At 35.6% G+C, this 20,701-nt stretch carries 10 protein-coding genes; all 10 read right to left on the bottom strand.

Annotated elements, in window-relative coordinates; all coding sequences use genetic code 11:
- Positions 1-195 precede the first annotated feature (195 nt).
- The 10 genes from BN2628_RS08915 to BN2628_RS08870 all read right to left on the bottom strand — a co-directional run bounded on the left by BN2628_RS08915 (position 196) and on the right by BN2628_RS08870 (position 20,603).
- Entirely contained in the window at positions 196-1,368 is a 1,173-nt protein-coding gene (locus tag BN2628_RS08915) for a T9SS type A sorting domain-containing protein (RefSeq protein ID WP_257606441.1), read from the bottom strand.
- Between the two features lie 20 nt (positions 1,369-1,388).
- A complete protein-coding gene (locus BN2628_RS08910) occupies positions 1,389-3,332 on the bottom strand; it encodes a beta-galactosidase (RefSeq protein ID WP_257606440.1) in 1,944 nt (647 codons plus the stop codon).
- A gap of 112 nt (positions 3,333-3,444) precedes the next feature.
- Positions 3,445-4,983, bottom strand: a complete 1,539-nt coding sequence (locus BN2628_RS08905; RefSeq protein WP_055096905.1) for a glycoside hydrolase family protein — start codon at positions 4,981-4,983, stop codon at positions 3,445-3,447.
- Between the two features lie 11 nt (positions 4,984-4,994).
- Positions 4,995-6,098, bottom strand: coding sequence for a PKD domain-containing protein (locus BN2628_RS08900; RefSeq protein ID WP_055096903.1), 1,104 nt, complete (start codon positions 6,096-6,098; stop codon positions 4,995-4,997).
- A gap of 24 nt (positions 6,099-6,122) precedes the next feature.
- Positions 6,123-6,737, bottom strand: a complete 615-nt coding sequence (locus BN2628_RS08895; RefSeq protein ID WP_154668437.1) for a DUF1735 domain-containing protein — start codon at positions 6,735-6,737, stop codon at positions 6,123-6,125.
- 13 nt (positions 6,738-6,750) lie between these two features.
- Positions 6,751-8,451, bottom strand: a complete 1,701-nt coding sequence (locus tag BN2628_RS08890; RefSeq protein ID WP_055096899.1) for a RagB/SusD family nutrient uptake outer membrane protein — start codon at positions 8,449-8,451, stop codon at positions 6,751-6,753.
- A 10-nt stretch (positions 8,452-8,461) separates the two neighbouring features.
- Positions 8,462-11,278, bottom strand: a complete 2,817-nt coding sequence (locus tag BN2628_RS08885; protein WP_055096898.1) for a SusC/RagA family TonB-linked outer membrane protein — start codon at positions 11,276-11,278, stop codon at positions 8,462-8,464.
- A gap of 30 nt (positions 11,279-11,308) precedes the next feature.
- Positions 11,309-13,039: a RagB/SusD family nutrient uptake outer membrane protein gene (locus BN2628_RS08880; RefSeq protein ID WP_055096896.1), complete on the bottom strand. Its 1,731-nt coding sequence runs from the start codon at positions 13,037-13,039 to the stop codon at positions 11,309-11,311.
- A 15-nt stretch (positions 13,040-13,054) separates the two neighbouring features.
- Positions 13,055-16,330, bottom strand: a complete 3,276-nt coding sequence (locus BN2628_RS08875; protein ID WP_055096893.1) for a SusC/RagA family TonB-linked outer membrane protein — start codon at positions 16,328-16,330, stop codon at positions 13,055-13,057.
- Positions 16,331-16,526: 196 nt separating this feature from the next.
- Entirely contained in the window at positions 16,527-20,603 is a 4,077-nt protein-coding gene (locus BN2628_RS08870; protein ID WP_055096891.1) for a hybrid sensor histidine kinase/response regulator transcription factor, read from the bottom strand.
- Positions 20,604-20,701: the final 98 nt, after the last annotated feature.

Below are 20,701 nucleotides of genomic sequence, written 5' to 3'. Positions count from 1 at the left end.
TCTGGAAAATAAAAAAATAAATTCAAAAGAAAAGTTAAATATTTTGTCATCCTGAGGTTGTGGAGATAAATATAAAATAGATTGTAAGTCCTTATTCGGTAATGGATTCTTCTCTCTGTTCAGGATGACAAATTATTATAATTAGTTTTATTTGATACAGTTAGACAGCTTTCTGATATTGTCTAAATGAAAAAATTATATTTTAATTTTCCATTTAAGATGGTTTATGACAATAAAATATATCCCTTGTGCTAATGATAATTGTTTACAGAACATTTCGTTTGTAATATTTTCCGAATATACTTTTTTGCCTTGCATATCATAAATGTTGAGTATCATATCTTTTACTAAATTATTTCCATATAATATCCCATTAGCAAAATAAATCGTAGGATTTGAGGTGGAAGCTTCTGTAATAGAAGTTGGAGTCGAATTTCTTATAAGTTTAAAATTATCGATATTTAAATAAGGATAATTTTCTGTGGATAAATCTTGGCCTGAAATGACTAAATCTATAACTCCATCTGAAACATTGAATTTTAGAATTGCTGTTTGGTTCTTTCCGTCATTGAATGTAAACAGATTTGTACCGTTGATTGAAACAGTTGGTTTAATACCGTTACCGAAGTTCTTAGCAGTGTATATGAAAGTAAGAGTATAGCTGCCGTTATCTACTTGAAATTTCTGACTTAAAGAAGGAGTTACTTTTCCTGACATCCCTACACTTTTATTTCCACCATCGGCACCTAATCCCCATGATTCGACAGTAAAGGTATTAGCTACGACGGTCCAACCGTTCAGCCCGTTTTCAAAATTGGGGTTAGTGATAGCTGATGTACAATCAACATCTTCTCCGATAGGAGGTTCGGGGGTTGTATTGAGTGTCAGTTTAAAATTATCGATATTTAAATAAGGTGTCCCTTTTTCCAAATCCTGCCCAGAAATGACTAAATCTATTTTCCCCTCGGTAACGTTGAATGTTATAGTTGCTGTCTGGGCTTTACCATCACTGAATGTAAATAGAGATTTTCCGTTGATCGATACCGTAGGTTTTGCTCCATCTCCGAAATTTTTGGCTGTATACATAAGAGATAGTGTATAATTTCCGTTTTCGGTTGTAATGCTTTGGCTTATTGAGGGGGACACTTTTCCGGACATTCCTGCGCTTTTACTGCCTCCGTCCGTTCCTATACCCCAAGATTCTATGGTAAAGGTATTGGCGACAACCGTCCAACCGTCCAACCCGTCTTCGAAATTCGGATTGGTTATAAGAGATGTACAGTCTACACTTTCTGCAAATGTGCAGAAACAATTCATACTGAAAATAGTTGCACATACAATGGCAAATCGGGTAATTTTTGTTTTCATATTTGTATAAATTAAATGATTTATTTCCATAAAATTACGATAGATTCTTCAGGAGATATTGATACTTTGTTTTTTATTATATTTCCATTTTTATTAGCAAATAGAATATGAGGTTTTAGAGTCTTGTCAAGAGTCAGCTCAATATTTTGTTTGTTTTTATTTTTGTTGATTATGATTGATATGAAATTGTCCCCGTTTTTCATTACTTTCATCAGAGTCTCAGGAACTGTTTTTGAGAAACGTATAGGCGAATTTTTTAAATTATCTCTTAATATGTTATTTAGGAGAGATTGCAAAGGTTTGTACCCCTCTATTCTGCCCCCTAATCCCAATAAGGATGGAATCCATATTGTTTTTCCTTTTCCGGAATAATGAGTGATAGCTGTAATTTCTTCATCATCAGTCCCTAAAATTTGTGTAGATTTTTTATCAATGTTATCTATTATTCCTTTCCATGCATGAGCTGGCAGGTTAATACCAATGGCTGATAAATTTAAATCGAATATATTATCTACTAGGATATATTCTTTCAGGTTTCCACCGAAAAGATCGGTTGGTGTTGAATCTGTCATAAAAGTACATATGGCATTTTCATCGTAGTATCCGCTTAGTCCATCTATCCATAATGTGCCTCCTTTTAAAACGAAATTTTCAAGAGGTTTCCAATATTTCTGGGGAATACTGATTTGGTTGGCAAGAATTAAGGTTTTGCCTAAATAATTGTCTTTTGAAAAATCGAATTCATCGATTGACTTGAAATTACATTGTATTCCCATTTCACTTAAAGCCTCAAAATACCCAATAGCTGATTTCATAACTCCACCGCATTGCCTTCCGGAAAGTTGGTTGTTCTGGAGTATCATTTTTTTCTCTATCCACATTGATTCTCGAGTATACAGTATGGATATTCCGGATTCGGCAACTGATGCGTTACAGAATAATTTCTCGTTTTGTTGAATAGTTTTGGCGACAGATTCTGCTGCAGTTAGCCTTTTAGAAGGATTATTTTGAAAATCGAGTAATGCCCATTCTCCTGATTCCAGTCCTGAAGCCCGGGCGTTGAGGCTCCAAAAAATAGCTCCTTTGGCCTCTGTCCCGATGACGATCCATAGCCATTGTTGTATTTCTTCTGGTGTTGGGCACATTGCATTGTCTCCACTATATGTGTTGTTTCCGCCTTGCATTTCGGTCATAATCCACGGAATATGTTGTGCTCCCGAACGAATTATTTCGCTGTTAAGTGACATAGCTACAGCATATTGTGATCGGTTAAAATAACTAAAGTGCCAACTGGCATGTGCAGAGCCTCCTAAGGATGTCAGAAATTTACTCCAGGATGGAAAATCATATTCTGCTACATTGCGGAATATGTTGTGATTATTGACATGGATTTCGGAAGTAACATCATATTTTCTGACTTCTTCCGATAGTCTTTTTAAATACCAAGTATTATAATCAAGTAGAAATTTTTCCTGGCTAAAATCAAGTACAGGATATTTCAACGAAGAATGAATTTGTTTATGTTGTAATTTCCAATTTTCAAAATGGTTTGAAGTGAATGTTCCGGGGGGTATTTTGCCGCTTACTCCAGGTTCGTTAACCAGTACCCATCCGTATAGTGAGCTGAATTTCTTAAAATGGCAAACCACATGTCTTATATATTCTTTTACATTCGCAAAATGTATTTCATCTTGAGGAAATTTAAACCCACCTATATCAGAAAAAGAAGTAGCTGGAAATAAAGTCGCGAAAATCTTAATATTATATTTTTCTGCACTTCGAAAGGCCGTGTCAAATAATGAGAAATCCCAGCTACCGTCCGATTTATGCATATATGCTTCGAACATACGGATACGACATATATTCATGCGGTTTTCATGAAGTCGTTGAAAAAATGTTTCTATTTCCTGTGGTGTCTGTCCTTTTTCAATAATAACTTGTGCCCCTATTAACGGAATTTGCATACGCATTCTTTTTTCGGCATAACACGATTCTGTTTTTAAAAAAGATAAAAACAATAAAATTAGAGGTAGTCTCATAGAGTATAAGGCTATTCTTTGCAAAAAATTGTGTATTTTATTTATGTCCATGGCTATCGGGGAAAAGTGTTGTACAAATTAGTGTAATGGAAACTGGTTCCACTGTCAAGTGCATTGATGCTTTTTTATTTTTTTTGATATATTCTACTTTTGAAAATGAAGGGTTTAAGTCTTTATCATTTTTACCTTTGTAGACTCTGTAATCCGTTTGTTTGAATTTATGATTTGATATGGAAAGTTCGGCTAAGGTTGGGACAGTATCACGATTTAAAATAAATATATTCAATTTTTTTGATTGGGGATCATAAGAAGCATAAGAATTTATTTTAGCTGAATTATCAGTTACTTTGACCATATGAGTCAGTAGGTTTTTTCCTAAAATTGAAATTGCTAACCCTAATCCGGTTAATTCATTATTAGGTTTGAGAAGGTTGTTTACATTTACATTATCATCTTTCCATCTTGTATTCCAATATTGAATAAATTCGATATGAGGGTTGGTAATTCCTTCTGCCATAACAAAAAAAGCACCTAAGCCATGTCCAGTATCTGGGCCGTTTTTATCCCATTCTGAATAAGAAAGAGCACTTGTTTCTGTATAAATAAAGGGGAATAAATCTCGGTATTCTACTGTGAGACCGGAACGGGCTCTTTCGATGTACCCGTCAATTCCTTGCGTTGGATTGGAAATAAAGCTGGAATAGCCGGCTTTTCCGCAACCAATGCAATCTGCCTCTTTGTATACATAAAAAGGATAGCCATGGATATCAAGATAGTCCAAATAGCGAGTCCATTCCTGAATTTTGTAATCTTTTTGAATTCTGTTTTTAAATCCGTCTAAGGCTGTATTATACCAGTCTGGACGTTCTCCGGCGAGAGCTATTTTAATTTCGGGGTCAATTTTTTTCATTTCGTATGCCAGTACTGCAGCATCTGATCCATAGCGGTATGGATCTTTGATTGGAGTTTGGGTGCCCCCTCCGTTTAGCCAAGGTTCATTGCTTATGGACCAAGCTATAACCATCCCAGGGTAATGTTTTTTTGTATACTTTACCCATTCTACTGCATTTTGTAGAGCTTGGGTAAATGTTAATTCTGTAGATGGAGTTCCGTCTCTATTTATACTGACAGGTCGATATATGTCCATTGGAACAACTAGGTTTGCTTTGGCGCCTGCAGATTTACAATCGGACATGAATGTATCGAAGTCATATAGGAACTTGCTCTTATCCAGAGTTGCTGTGTATGGCCATTCGAAATCACCTTTGCGAGCAATTTGGGGATTTGCTTTTTCATAAGGATAAATGGACCATAAATAATTGTCCGATTTTTCTCCTCCCGGAAAACGGACTATCATCGTTCCCATTTCTTTTAATGCATCACTGAACGTCCTGACTTTTTGAGGTCTGTTTTTATCATTGTCAAGGAGAAAGTTTACATTTACCCCTAATGGGCAATTTTTTAATTCTTTGATTGTTTTATCCGGATTTATCTGTATATATATCGGTTCTCCGGCATATATATGGCAAAGGCATATCCGAAAAGTAAATAATAAAAAGCAAAGTTTTGACTTCATATATAAGCGTGTTATTTGATTTCTGTTACTGATATATTGTCTATAAGAATATCTCCTCCAAAACTACCCTGATAATTGTGCAGATGCAGTATTACATACATTTTAGACGATGTTGCGGTAAATATTCCGTTATTATCCATTCCTGTACCTCGACAAGCCACGTCCATGATATTACCGTTCAAAACTGAGGTTCCGCAACCATCCAAATAAGTATTTATTTCTGCAAAAGCATTTTTTCCTGTAATATCAGGTGTCGATTCAATGAAAAACTGAAAGATTGAGTTTTTTCCTGGATTTTGTTTTATCAAAGCTGAAAAACGATACTGCTTTCCTTCTTCCAGGTTTATTCCCTGATAGATATTGCATCCTGCATTGGCTTTGTCTCCTATGGCTGTTTCGTCCCACCATAATCTGAGACATCCTCCTGTCCCGCCTTCAGGAGAGCCTATACTGGATCCGAACTGATAATTACATAAAGGATACCAATTTGCACCTGGTTCTATGGTCCAGAAGTTTGCATCTTCCATATCGCCTCCGTTAATATAATCTTTATTTACAGAAACTTCTTTTTCGCATATTGCTAAATCACCAGCAAGTCCGTGTATTGTTAGTTTTATGATATAAGTTCCTGAAGAGGAATATTCATACTCGGGAGAAATTTCTGTTGAGGTATTTCCGTCTCCGAAGTCCCAGAGTAGAGAATTTACACTGGAAGATGTATTTTCAAGTTTTATTTTTAATCCATTTTGAGAAATGTTGAAAGAGGCTGTTGCTGTTCCGGCAGCTATCACATCCAAAGTGTCTGATGCTTCATATCCTGCCTCGCTCTTAGTCTTTAATATTACTTTATATATGCCTCCTATAGCATACGAATGGATGGGAGAAAATTCTGTACTTGTCGTATTATCTCCAAATTGCCAGAAAACGGATTGTACATTTTCCGATGTATTGTTGAATATAATGGTCTGAGGATCTTCTAGACTTGTACTTACTGAAAAGGCAGCTGTTGGTTTCGGTCCCGTTTTGATATCAGATGTTGGGAGCGACTCATATTCACAACTCCAGATGAACAGGAAAATGAGTACTGAAAGTATCTGTTTTATAATTTTTTTCATTTATGGAATGATTTATTATAGTGTTTATTTTAAATTTTCCCAGTTGCTGACAATAATCATAGTTGTAGCTAACGATGTATTTATTTTGTAACGAGAAGGATTTTGTATTTTTATGGCCAGAATTAGTTTTTTACCTGCATATCTACTGTCTGCCGATAATATGGCTTTATCTAATGTAAGAAAGAACGAGGCAGAATTTTTTCCATCCGGAACGGTGATTCGAGAAGGAATGGTGTAAGCATTTTTTTCAAGTAATACTCCATTAGCAAATAATCCTTTTTGCATGGCTTTCATAACAGTATCGTTATCTACTATTAAATCGACAGAGTAACTTTTGAATGCTTCCATGCCAGAACGGCTGACCCCTAAATAGATATTGATTAATTCTTTTCCTTCTCCCGCGCTCTTGTCTATGGTGTAGTTTGCAACAGCATTGCCTTGTTGCGATTCACCACCGTCCGAATATGCAGGAACAGGGTAGTCACAGGTATTTGCTGCGTAGGAATAAGTGGCTTGGGGCATATATATTAGGGGTATGCCATATTCGATTTTTGAGTCATCTTTATCACAAGAAATTAAACTCATGGAGAAAAAGAGAATAGCTAGGAAATATAGAAATTTAATTTTTATGTATTTCATAATAAATTGTTTTTTACCACCCGGGATTTTGTTTGAGAATTCCATTTGATTTTGTTATTTCGGATTGGGGAATAGGAAATAAATACATATGAGGGTAGAAGATTCGGTCTTCTACTTTGAATGTCGTATATCTGAATTTCCCTTCTGTATATTTGACGGCTTTAATGCCCATTAACGGTTTGTTTAGCGTGATTTCTGCATCTTTCCATCTAACAAGATCCCACCATCGATGGTCTTCGAATGCCAGTTCTATTTGTCTTTCATGTTTTATTTTGTCTTTCATTTCCTGATAAGAATTAGCAGAAACTGGACCTAATTTTACACTATTACGATTTCGAATCAGGTTAATGGCTTGACGTGCAGAGAGTCCGTAACCTGCTCGATTGTCGGGGCCATAAGCCTCGTTCATCGATTCTGCGTAATTTAGGAGAATTTCTGCATATCTAAAAATAATCCAGTTGTGTTGGGCTTTGGCTCCTTCCTTTAAATCAAGATTGTCATTCATAAATTTTTTTAAATAATATCCTGTCCTGCTTGCATTGGTGTTGGTATAATCGTCCTTACCTCCGGGAAATATTTCTATTGTACGCCCATTCCATTTGCTACCATTCGTTACGATAGTATAAGCTAATCGAGGATCTCGGTTTTTGTATGGGTCTAATGGGTCTGGAGTTCCGGTATATTCATACGCATCGACTAGATTTTGAGAAGGTGTAACACCACTTTTCCCTCCTATGGTTCCGATTGGATAATTTGCGGTTTCGAGCCAGTTATTTGTTTCTGTTTGGCGATAAGCCCATATTACTTCGTAACTTGTCAGGGGATTATTTCCGAGAAATAGTTCCGAGTAATTGTTATCGAGCATATGTAAATTTAAATTAATGACATCGTAGGCCGCTTGAGCCGCACGCTCCCATTTTTCTTTTTTATTTTCTGGATTATGGAGTGGACTTGCTGCATATAATAATACTCTTGACTTAAGAGCTAAAGCTGCAGATTTGGTTATTCGTCCTGCATTTCCACTACTTGATTTTGCTCCTGATAAACCGGGTATGGGGTCGACTCCCCACTGGTTGACCAGATTGTCTTTTGTTTGATCTATTAGTTCAATGATGTATTCTACGACTTCTTCAAATGAAGATCTGGGTATATTGCAGTTGTCATTTATTTCTAATAAATTCTTAACTATAGGGACACCTCCGTATCTTTTTATCAGTTCAAAATAAAAATAGGCTTTTAGTATCTGTGATTCTGCTCTAAGTTTTTCAATGTCGAATACATCTACTTTATATTGGTATTGATGGTCAGATACTGTGTCTCGATTCAATGCCAATATAGTTTTATAATCAGCATATTTTTCTAAAAAATAGTTTGCTGCGCGAATCCCTTTGTAACAGGAAGCATATACATCAGCTGGGTTATTAAATGCATTCCATGTTCCTTGATTGAAATATCGAGCATCTGCGTTAAGTGATGTTTGTTGTGCTTCGTCGGTTACTGCGGCAAAGAGATTCTTGTCGATATTGATAAAACCATCGGTCAGATAAGTATAAGGTGCATATCCGAAGTTCCATATATAGTTGTATTTTGAAGCCAGATTCTTATCGGTCAAGTTAGAATCAATACGGGTGTCCCAGAAATCGGAGCAAGCATAAAAAGAACCGCATAATACTCCTATAGTCAGGTATTTGATGATGTATTTTCTTTTGTTCATGCTTTTTAATTTAAAAATTCAATAATAATCCGAAAGAGAAAATTTTTTGTACCGGATAGCCGGTAAACGTTTCGGGATCAATATGGTAATTTTTTAGTAATTTACTAATAGTAAATAAATTTTCTCCGCTAAAAAATATACGTAATTTACTTATATGGGCCTTCTGTGATATTATTTCAGGAAATGTCCATCCAAAATTAATTTCTCTAAGTCTGAGGAAACTTCCGTTTTTGATCCAATAGTCTGATTCTGCATAATTGTTATTATTGCTTTGTGTTGTCAGGCGAGGAAAGGTTGCCGAGGCTCTGGTATCTATTCCTTGTTCTGGATAATATGCCCATGCATTTTGAGCATTTTTGTAGATATTTCCATTGTTTTGAAACGGAACAGTCTGATTCCAGTTGTTTAGTAAGCTAATATCTCTTCCTGCTGCTCCTTGAAAAAGCATGTTAAGGTCGAATCCTTTATAGCCACATCCTATCTGAAAAGCGTATGTAATTTCCGGTAGGTCAGATTTCCCGATTTTGGTTTTGTCAAATGCATCGATTTTTCCATCAGGCACTCCTTTGGGGCCAGAAATATCTTTAAATTTCAAATCTCCGGCTTGTACTGTAGCGAAGGTCGATTGAATGACTCCGTCTCTTAAAGATCCGTCGGCATTGAAATCGGACAGTTGATAGTAACCATCAGCTAAATATCCGAATTTTGTATTAATGGGGTTTCCTGTCTTTATGGCACCTGGTATGGTAATGATTTCAGCCATGTAGTCGATTTTATTTGAACAATAAAGAATTGAAGCTTTGGTTATAAATGAGAAATTATGCCATTGGTCTCGAAATTCAATTTCTGCTTCCACTCCTTTATTGGTTACTTTACCAATATTACTGAAAGGTGGAACTCCTCCAAACGTTGCCGGTAATGCGTTATTTTTAGAGATGATCCCAGATCGTTTATCTAAAAATAAATCTGCATTAAATTTGAGTTTATTCAGAAATGTAGCATCGATACCGACATTATATTTTATACTTTGTTCAGCAAATATCTCAGGATTGGCAACGGTACTTTGGGTTACACCTTGCACGGATGATATGGATGACGAGCCTATTCCATAATATCCCTGATATGTATAATATTGTTGATAGGCATATCTGCCACCATTATTTATTCCGGATTTGCCAGCAGATGCTCTTAATTTCAGTAAATTTAATGCCGTACATTTATGAAGGAAATTTTCATTAGAAATTATCCAGGCGATAGATGCTGCTGGATAAAATCCCCAGCGGTTATCTGGAGAATAGTAATCGGTTCCACTGCATGAAAATCCGAATTCTGCAATATAACGTTTGTCGTATTCATAATGTATTGTTCCTCCTAAATTGGCATAATTATAAGCAGTTCCTCCTTCATTACCGAATTGCATTTTTTCGGATGAACCTAAGAAATTAAAAAGAGAAGAGATTGTATGTTTATTGAAAATTTTATCGTAACCGGCGGAAATCATATACTGTTTCCAGTCCCATGAATCTGTTCCGTAGTCATCTGTAACTTCATATATGGTTTCTTTATTATTGGTACTGGGGGACCCGTCAGATGCAAAGCGGGCATAGTCTTTAATTTTGCCATATGTCCCTCGGTTATAATTTGCAAAAGAGGCAGATTCGATTAGATATAAACCGGGAGTGATTATGTCTAAATTTTCTTTTATTCTGAAATTTGCTTGCAGAGTACGATCATGATATTGTATATAGCCAAGTTCTCGAATAGATGCTACCGGATTATCAGGATATATGGAGTTTCCGGTCCAACTGTTATTTTCGTTTCTTACCGGATATATATTGGATGGATATTTAGCAAGATTTGAAAATAAAGAACTGGTTTCATAATTGGGTCGCGAACGGTCTTCGATACGTCCGCTTAAGCCTATACTTGCCGAGAATATTTTAGATAATGTAACATCAAGATTTGTTAGTAGGTTATAACGTTTATATTGTAGATTAGAATGAAGGTCGTCATTTTTAACGTTATATGCTCCTTGTTGATTTAGATAATCGAATATAATTTGATATTTGGACCGCTGGTTACCTCCCCCGATAGAAATATCGGCTTCTGTAAGAGGACTTCTTTTTTTCAGAGTTTCATTGTACCAGTCAACAGAGGTACCAGTTCCATTTTTGTATGTATCCAATTCTTTCTGTGAATATTTAGGGGACCATACCCGTCCATTGTCATTACTTATAGCCTGATTATATAACCGGGCATAATCATAAGATGATAGTGGCTTGTTCAATGGATAACTTTGTTGAAATCCGCTTCTAGCTCGGATATTTATTTTTGTACGGTTGTTTGTACCTCTTCTAGTGGTTACTAATATAACTCCATTTGCACCTTTCATCCCGTAAGGAGCTAAGGCTGCTGCATCTTTTAATATTTTGATATTTTCTATTTCTACTGGAGATATGTTTTGAAAGTAGCTCATAGGCACTTGAAATCCATCGACAAAAATGGTTGCTGAAGCGTCATTATAAGTTCCCATACCTCGGATGTTTAAAGTAGCCATATCATTTCCGGGCTCTTGTGTCCCTTGTGAAACGATTAAACCGGAGAGGCGACCAAAAAGGGTATTTGTAATGTTAGGAGCTGGAGAGTTATATAAATCTTTTCCGGTGACTGTAGAATAAGCACTTGTAGAAATAAGCACAGGTGTGATGCTGTCATTATATGACCGGTGTATATCTTTTTTCCCATAGCATGTCCCCGCTATGGAAAATGCCAGATATACTGGTAGCAGTTTTACATTTATGATTTGGTAATATATATATTTTTTCATCCTGATTTTATTTTGATATTTCTTTTTAAATCAATACCCCGGATTCTGTATCAGGTACTTTTTGTTTATTTCGCTTTGAGGGAATGGATATAAAAATTGATTGTTACTCCAATATAAAATATATTTAGGTTCTACTTTGTAGTCTTTATAATCGCTTTCAACTTTCCCTGAATTAGAACTGTTATAAGTGTATTTAAATGTTGATACCATATTCCCATAAGGGGAGTCTGGGGTTCCGGCAAGTTTGCAGTGTCTATAATCAAAATAACTGCAATTTTCTTTATATAATTCTATTCTTCTTTCTCGGTTAATTAGTTTACGTAACGGTATTTTTTCTGTTTCTGAGATAAGGGGTAATCCTGCTCTGTCACGTATATCGTTGAGGTAAAGCAAGGCCAGGTCTGGATGTCCTGATTCGTTATATGCTTCTGCCAAGTCAAGATAGATTCGCGCCAGTCTGTATATGGGGGGGTAAAACCAGTTTCTTCTACCCGCTTTATACCAAAATTTGGTATTTACAGCACAGGAATTATTGGTTTGGGAATAATATAAGGTTGCTGCACTCCAATAAGAATCTCCTGGGTTATTCCATGCATCAATAGTGTATGCATGACATGATGCTTTAAATCTAGGTTCCATTTCGTTCATTTTCGACACATATTCTTTAAAGGGTCGTGCAGATGTTCCAGCCCAGGTTTGGTCACTACCGTCACTTCTGTGGTATTGTGTCAATTGTCTAAATGTCATCCCCTTGCTAACAACCCACCAAAAGTGGGGATCAAAGCATTTTGACATACTGGTGGACACAACATTATAGGATAGGATCATTTCTGCATTATTGGGTGTAGAGGTAGCTGTACCATAGTCGTCGAGAGGATTATCAGTATCGATGAGGTGGCACCACCCACTTTCGTTTTTGGCCCAGTCTATGACTGCTTTAGCTGCTTCGGCCGCTTCGGCCCATCTATCGGGATTTTCTTTGCAAAAACAAATCAATTTATTATTTTCGCCTAAATCGAGATAAGGAGTGTCTGAATTAAATAAAGGTCGGGCTGCAAATAAAAGAGCTTCAGCTTTTATGGCAAGAACTGCGCCTTTTGTCAATCGTCCTTTTAAATTGTCCGGGTATATGTTGGGTAAAGTTTTGGCTTCATCACATAGATTTAAGATGAAGTCCAAAGTTTCTTGCAAAGTAGCTCTGGGTATTTTATTATTGTCACCGATATTTATGGTTGAATGTACTAAAGGCACTCCTCCGTATCTTTTAAACATTTGTGTATATGAAAAGGCGATAAGGGCTTTCATTTCTTTTTTTATTTGTTGTTTGGTTTCCGGTTCCATGTCGGTTACTCGGTCTATGTTTTCGATGACGAGGTAGGCTTGCCGTATTCCTTTCCAGCGAAATGAATAAGCATCTTCACAGCTGGCTGATCCATTGTTATTCCAGTCAGTTACAGCTTCCATACCAGAATGGGTTACATTATAACCCGACTCCCAGCTGAAAACGGACATATCGTCTCCACTAAGTTCATCTAGAGTAAAACCATTCATTCCAGAGTTTCCAGGAGCCCAATCTTTTTCGGGATATCCCCATGCCAAATTCATAGAATAGGCTTTTGATAGAGCTGAAATGGCTTTGTCTGAAGTTGTAAATATAGAGTCTAAATTGGTATCTCCCCCCAAAGGTTTTTCCAAAAAATGTTCTTCACAGGCCAAGAGTGTAAAGATGAAGCTAATGGTGATATATATGGAATTTTTCATATAACAATGTGATTTTTAGAATTGTAACTTGACACCTATATTATACACTCGGGTCATAGGATAAAGTAACCCTTCTTGAGCGTATTGAGTTGATGATTGCTCTGGATCTATACCATCTGGTAAATCTTTGCTTTTCCAAGTCAAAAGGTTGTTCCCATTGATATAAATCCTGATACCTTGTATACCTATCTTTTTCAAAGCTCCTAATTGGGTGAAATTATATGCTATTTCTAAATTCTTTAATCGGAAGAAATCAGTAGAACGGAGCCAAAAATCACTAGGAAGATAGTTTTGATTAGTTCCTTGTGATAAAGATGCTCTAGGAAATGTTATTTTTTCGCCTTTTGCTACTTTTTCGGGCGTCCATTGTCCTTCATACATCCATTGCCATGCAGATCCCCAATCTTTGGTAAATGGGGTGGTGGCGTAATTACTTAACATAAATGAGCCTTTTGCCGAGCCTACGAAAATAGCTGAAAGACTAAATCCTTTATATTCTATTCCAGCGGATAAATTAAAAGTATATAGCGGAATAGGACTATAGCCGATAGGTACATAGTCATTCTGATCAATTTTTCCATCTCCATCGATATCGAGATATTTAATATCTCCCAAACGGACTTTATTTCCGTCAGTTACGGAATAGTTATGGAGATTTACCTCTTCTTCGGTGTTATAAAAACCGTTGCTTTTCAATCCTTTATATTGTCCGTACATATATCCGGTTGTATTCATCCAAGGATTGTTATACATGGGTTCATCCATATAATCTATTCGGTTTCTGGCATAAGATACTGCACCTTTGATATAATAAGAGAAAGAATTTATCATGTCTCGCCATTCTAATTGTAATTCATATCCTTTGTTACTCATTTTTCCGATGTTTGCAGCTGGCATTTTAGCTCCGACCAGATTCGATATAGTTCCATAATTCCATAGTATTTGATCTCTTTTTTCATAGAAATAGTCGCCAATAAAAGATAAACGGTTATTAAAAAAACGAGTTTCGAGAGCGATATTGAATTTTCGGGCTCGTTCCCAGGTAATTAATGGATTTCCTATCTGATTTTCTGTTACTCCTTCAAATGATGGGGCTGTACTTGTTCCATCTGTATAACCGAAATTATATCCGTTTAGTGCTCCAGAGCCTGTATACATCCAGGTGCTTGGAAGGTACATAAACCGGCTACCCCCGAGATTGTCATTACCTACTTCACCGTACGATCCTCGTATTTTTATCCAACTTATATATTGTGTTTTGGGGAAGTAAGGTTCATTAGATATTACCCATCCGGCAGAAACGGAGGGGAAAAAACCAAAACGTTTTTCTGGAGGAAAGTTTTCTGACCCGTTATAAGCCATATTAAATTCGAATAGATATCGTTCGTCGAAGTTATAGGTTACTCTGGACGTTAAACCCATTAAGCCTTGAGGAACTTTATACAAAAGTGAAGGGTCATGATATTTCTGAGCATTTCCAAGGATAAGACCACTGACATTATGAGGTCCAAAACTATGAATATAATTTAATGCCACTTCATAATAATATTTTCGTGCTTTAAAGTTGCCTTGACTGTAAGTAACGCTTTGAGGGCCTATAGTTCCACCCGTATATATTATTTCGGAAGGGTCAGTTTCACTTCTGTCTGCTGTATAAAAAGGTACCTGTGTCGAACGGTAATTTCCAGTTTTATAAGTATCATTATATGCAAAAGTTCCTTTAAGTGATAGCCCAGGTAGTAGATAATCGAATTTGTGCTCGACAGATATATTGGTAAATAACATATTTTTATTAGTCGTTTGCAAAGATCGACTGAATAAGTCAGCTACAGGTGTCCATCCGTTGGGTCCCCCTGCCATTCTCGACTTAATTGGATTGCGGTTTGTGTAATTGATCATTTTTCCGTTTAAAATACTTGGTCCGGCAAAAGGAGGATAAGTATACTGCCGTATAGATTTGTACCTGTTATAATCACTTGTTGAATTATTTTCTCCGAGAAAACCTTTGTCTTCCGTAAATTCTCCTGATAAATTTACCGAAACTGTCAAGTTTTTAAAAATATCTGCATCTATATTGGTACGAATGTTATAACGATTATAATAAGAGTTAATATCGTTTTTTTTACCTCCGTAATGATCCTGATTATTAAAATTCCCAGATTGGGAAAAATATCCGACAGAAGAGAAATACCGTACTTTTTCTGTTCCTCCTGATATATTTAGGTTATACTGTTGTTGCAATCCTTTTTTCCCGTAAGTCTCTTTATACCAATCGTGATCTGTATAATAAATAGCTCCCTGATCCCTGATTCGGTTCATTTGACTTTGAGATAGTCCCATTTCGGCCATTTCTTGGTCTGTGTAATCTTGATGATTTAGAAATTTCCATAAATCTTCTTCATTAAAAAGTAGATTATTTTTTGATGGATCTCCATCATTCTGTATTGCCTGGTTACGAAATAGGGCCCATTCATAAGAATTACATGATTTGATCATTGAAGTCAATTCGTTCATACCGAAATTTGCAGAAAAATTTATTGCTATTTTCCCGGTTTTTCCTCTTCGTGTAGTTACTATAATAACTCCGTTTGCACCTTTTACTCCATAAACCGCTGTAGCCGACGCATCTTTTAAAACATTAATATTTTCTATTTCATTCGGATCCATGGCATTTAATGCTTCTTGTGTTTGTTGTATTCCATCAATTACGATTAATGGTTCCTGTCCACTGTTGTTGAAAGTGGATATCCCTCGAATACGAATTGTTGCAGCGTCTTTTCCTGGTTCTCCACTGGCTTGAACAGCAGAAATGCCTGGGATTTGTCCTACTAACATATTGCTGACATTAGCAACTGGTATTTTTACAATATCTTTATTTCCTATGCTACTTATTGCTCCGACAACTGTTTCTTTTTTTTGTGTGCCATATCCAACAACAACGACTTCTCCCAGTATCTTATTATCGGATTCCATCTCAATTTTTAGCTTTTTTTGTCCGGATATTTTTATATATTTGGTAATATACCCCATATATGAAATAACTAATTCTGAGTTCGGAGAAGGAGTATTTAGAGAAAAATTTCCGTCTATATCTGTAGCTGTACCTATTTTTTCTCCTTTAACAATAATATTAACCCCGATGAGGGATTCTCCCGTAGCTTTGTCAGTTACAAGACCTGTTATCGGATATTGGGCATATACAGAAAAAGTAGTACAGACAATCAGCCAGACGAGAGATGTTAAACAGACTTTTAACTGTACATCTTTGGGTATACGTTCGATTTTCTTCATGTTTTTCAGATCAGATTTGTGTAAAATAGAGTAACCTTGTTTTCTTTGTATTTATATTAAAGAGAACAAGGCAAAATTAATTTTCAAGTAGGAAAAAATTTTATCAAATACATCCATTTTTTTATCATTTTTTGTTGTTTATATTTAATTCTCTATGTTGATTATCAAATGAAAATGTGGGTTTTGAGATATTGTATTATTGTTGAGAAGATTGTTGTGATTTTATATATTGAGAAGGTGTTTTACCATAGAATTTGGTAAAGGCGCGGGTGAAGTTTGATTGTTCTTGGTAACCTGTTTCAAAAGCTATTTCTGCAATATTTTTTTCTTTTTCGGCTAAAAGTACAGCTGCTTTTCTCATACGAACCTCGACAATAAAGTTATATGGGGTTGTATTGATAATTGCTCTTATTTTTCTTGAAAGTTGGCCGGTGGTCATATTTAATATAGATGCAAAAGTTTCGACTCCAAACTCAGGATCTGAAATATGTGCTGTTACGATATTTGTGATTTTTTCAATGTATTCGGAGTGAGGGGAGGCGGGAATTTCCTGTATATTTTGCGATTTTTGAAATTTTTCCCAGAGTAGTTGTCTGTTTGCCAGCAGATTTTCGATTCGTGCCCGTAGAATTGATGAATTGAATGGTTTGGTTATATATTCGTCTACTCCGGATTCGAATCCTTCAATAATGTGTTCTTCTGAATGTCTCGCAGTTAATAATATAATCGGAATATGATTTGTTTTATCATTTTTTTTCAACTTCTTTAGCAACGTTATTCCGTCCATTCGAGGCATCATTACGTCACTGATGATTATATCGGGGATATATTCTTTTGCTTTGATGAATCCATCAACACCATCTTCAGATTCGATAATTTTGTAACTAAATTCTAATTCCGAACGGATGTAAGTTCTCATGTCTTTATTATCTTCGATAATAAGTACTAAAACATTGTTTTCGGAAAATATAACATCTTTTTTATAGACGGATTTTGATTGTATGTCATATATTTGTTGACGGTCTGGGTTGTACTCAACTTTATTTTTTTCAGTACCTTGATTCAAAGGTAATGTGACTGTGAATGTAGACCCTTCGCCTTCTTTGCTTTCTACATTGATTGTTCCTTGATGTAATAAAACCAGTTCGTGTGTAAATGCAAGCCCCAGTCCGGAACCGTAAGTTCTGTGAGTATGGTTGTTATTGGCCTGGTAAAATGGAGTGAATAATTTTTGTAAAGAATCTTTGGGAATACCGATACCGTTGTCTTTTACTTTTATATGTAATTTATGGTTTTCAGAGGTCGTAACAGATATTTGTACTTTACCGTTTTCTGGTGTATAATTAAAGGCATTTCCAATTAGATTGTATAGTATTTTATCCAGTTTATCTGGGTCGAAGAGAGTATATATTTCTGTGTGAGGGATATCGATTATATATTCTATATTATGTTGCTGGGCATAAAAGTTGAAAGACGAAGCAACATCGTTTATAAAAGCTAAAATGTCGTTTTGCGTGACATTCATTGTTAGTTTCCCGGCTTCTAGCTTTCTGTAATCAAGCAGTTGGTTTATTAATCTCATCAGACGTGTAGAATTCCGGAACATCATATTGAAAAGCTCATGTTCTTGTTTATTATATTTTTTATTACGAATAAACTTTTCGAGTGGCCCTATGATTAAGGTTAGAGGAGTACGGAATTCGTGTGAAATATTTGTAAAAACATTTAGTTTGAGTTGGTCGATTTCGTGAATTTTTTGAGCTTCAATATGGGCTAATTTTATTTGGTTTTTATAACGTTCTTTGTTTAGAAAGTAAGTTAATAACAAATATATCAGTGAAAATATGATAATTATATATATCATATATGCCCACCATGTTTTCCATAAAGGTGGCAATACTGTAATGTTGACGGATGTCCCAGTTTCGTTCCAGATACCATCGTTATTGGATGCTTTTACTCTGAAACAGTATGATCCTGGATCGAGGTTCGTATAAGTAGCAAATCTCCGACTAGCATCAGTTGTAATCCATTCTTTATCAAAACCTTCTAATATATATGAATATTGATTTTTCTGAGAAGAAATATAATTTAGAGCAACAAATTGGAAAGAGACAACGGATTGGTTGTATTTTAATGTAATTTCAGAAGTATCTTCAATAGACGCTTTCAAAATTGAATTTATCCCTGGTTTAATAGTTTTATTGAATATTTGAAATTCAGATATAATGACAGGAGGTCGGTATGTATTTTCTTTAAGATTATCAGGATAGAAAGAGTTGAATCCGTTTATACCACCAAAAAATAGTTCACCGTCCGGACTTCGGTAAAAGGCTCCGGCATTGAATTCTTTACTTTGTAATCCATCATTTTCATCATAAAGGTGAAATGTCCCATTGGTGGGGGTATATTTTATAAGCCCTATTGTCGAACTTAACCATAGGTTACCGGATTTGTCGCCGGTAACTCCCATTATTGGATCTCCCAGTATTTCTCCTGGTCTGATTATAGGTTCGAACCATTTTTTATATGAGTTGAAATAATATAACCCCCCCCGTGTACCTATCCATATTTTGTTTTCTTGATCTTCATATATAGAAGTTATGTAATTATTACCGATACTATGTCTGTCCTCAGGGTTAATTTTGAAAATACGGACTTCTGTTAGGTTGGGATTATAGCATTTTAAGCCTCCTTCTGTGCCAACCCAGAGATTTTGTTTACTGTCTCTAAAGATTACATGCGACTTATCTTCTGGATAAATGATGTTTTCACTTTGAAAAAGAGGATAAAATGTTTTAGTTTGAGGATTATATTTTATAGCTCCGATTTCAGAAGCGATCCAAATAGAACCATCTTTGTCTTCGTAAAGCCCTAAAATATTTCGATAAGGTATTTTCGTCTTATCTGGTGATTGTATTTTTATTCGGTTAAAGGTTTTTTTATTCGGATTGTAACAAGTAAATTCATCAGATCGAGAACCAATCCATATATTGCCATTACGATCTTCCAGCAAGGCCTTTTTATTAAAATACAAATCAGATGGATTTGATTCATTTACCTCTATATGCTTGATTCTACCCGACGCAGATTCGATAAAGTCAAGGCCGTTTGAGCTTGCTACCCATATATTGCCGTTACGATCTTTTAATAGAGCTTGTATGTAATCTCCCGAAAGGGTATTCATATCTTGGGTATTACGCCGATATAAAGTAAATCTTGATGAGAGGGGATTATAAAAATTGAGACCTTTAGAAGTTCCTATCCACATAGATCCGGAAGAATCTTTAAGGAGGCAGGTTGTATTATCGATCAGAAGGCTGTTGGCGTTACTTTCATCAGATAAAAGATATGTGAATTTTTTTGTTTTTTTATTAAATATATTTATGCCTCCACCATTGGTAGCAATCCATAAATTCCCTTCTTTATCTTCAGTAATAGCCTGTATGGTTTGGTGATTAATACCTTTGTTTTTTTCAACAGATAAAGAATATTGTTCCCATTTTCCATTGGAGGGGTGAACTCGGTATAAGCCACCGTGAAAAGTTCCTACCCATAAAATACCTTTTTTGTCAAAATACAGAGATAAAGCATGTCTGCAAAGTTTATTGTCAGAAATGCCCGGAGTGTTCATATAATGGAAAAATTTTTCTTTAATAGGGTCAAATTTGGTAATTCCACCATCCCATGCAGCTATCCAGATATGACCTTTTGAGTCTATTGATATAGCAGTAGAGGCATTGTTTGCTATACTATTGACATTTCCGGGTTTATAAGTATAGTGTTTAAATATTCCTGTTGCAGGATCTAATAGGTCTAGTCCTCCTCTGTCTACGGCTAGCCATAAATTACCTTTTCTATCTTCGCATATCCCGGCTACATCATTGTAACTCAAACTGGAGCTTTTTCCGGGAATGTGAACGTAGTTTGTAAATTCACCGGTAGTACAATTCATCATGCTAAGGCCTCCGTCTTTCAGTCCGATCCATAAATTGCCCTTTTTATCTTCATAAAGACAGCGGATATAATTCCCTCCGATAGACCTTTTGTCGAGGGGGTTGTAACGGAAAATTTCAAATTTGTATCCATCGAACCGATTTAGACCATTTAATGTTCCTATCCAGATAAATCCTTTCCGGTCTTGTATAATACATGTTATATAACTATTAGATATTCCGTCATCAATGGTATATCTGTCGAAAGAAAAGGTTTGAGCCGAAGTATGCAAACCGAGAGATGAAAGATATATGAATAGGAATAATAGCCTTTTCATGGTGTGATACGTAAGATTGTAAAATAACATAATGTGAAATCAAAGATACATTTTTTCGGACTAAAAATCCAATAGTTTATTATTTTATAAAAATTAAT

Source organism: Gabonia massiliensis (assembly GCF_001403595.1).
Classification (GTDB): domain Bacteria; phylum Bacteroidota; class Bacteroidia; order Bacteroidales; family Coprobacteraceae; genus Coprobacter; species Coprobacter secundus.
This window is presented reverse-complemented; position numbering and strand designations above follow the sequence as displayed.

Bases quoted from the DNA above. Each gene is read 5' to 3' on its own strand.
- BN2628_RS08915 (WP_257606441.1), bottom strand. From the start codon at position 1,368: ATGAAAACAAAAATTACCCGATTTGCCATTGTATGTGCAACTATTTTC.
- BN2628_RS08910 (WP_257606440.1), bottom strand. From the start codon at position 3,332: ATGCAAATTCCGTTAATAGGGGCACAAGTTATTATTGAAAAAGGACAG.
- BN2628_RS08905 (WP_055096905.1), bottom strand. From the start codon at position 4,983: ATGAAGTCAAAACTTTGCTTTTTATTATTTACTTTTCGGATATGCCTT.
- BN2628_RS08900 (WP_055096903.1), bottom strand. From the start codon at position 6,098: ATGAAAAAAATTATAAAACAGATACTTTCAGTACTCATTTTCCTGTTC.
- BN2628_RS08895 (WP_154668437.1), bottom strand. From the start codon at position 6,737: ATGAAATACATAAAAATTAAATTTCTATATTTCCTAGCTATTCTCTTT.
- BN2628_RS08890 (WP_055096899.1), bottom strand. From the start codon at position 8,451: ATGAACAAAAGAAAATACATCATCAAATACCTGACTATAGGAGTATTA.
- BN2628_RS08885 (WP_055096898.1), bottom strand. From the start codon at position 11,278: ATGAAAAAATATATATATTACCAAATCATAAATGTAAAACTGCTACCA.
- BN2628_RS08880 (WP_055096896.1), bottom strand. From the start codon at position 13,039: ATGAAAAATTCCATATATATCACCATTAGCTTCATCTTTACACTCTTG.
- BN2628_RS08875 (WP_055096893.1), bottom strand. From the start codon at position 16,330: ATGAAGAAAATCGAACGTATACCCAAAGATGTACAGTTAAAAGTCTGT.
- BN2628_RS08870 (WP_055096891.1), bottom strand. From the start codon at position 20,603: ATGAAAAGGCTATTATTCCTATTCATATATCTTTCATCTCTCGGTTTG.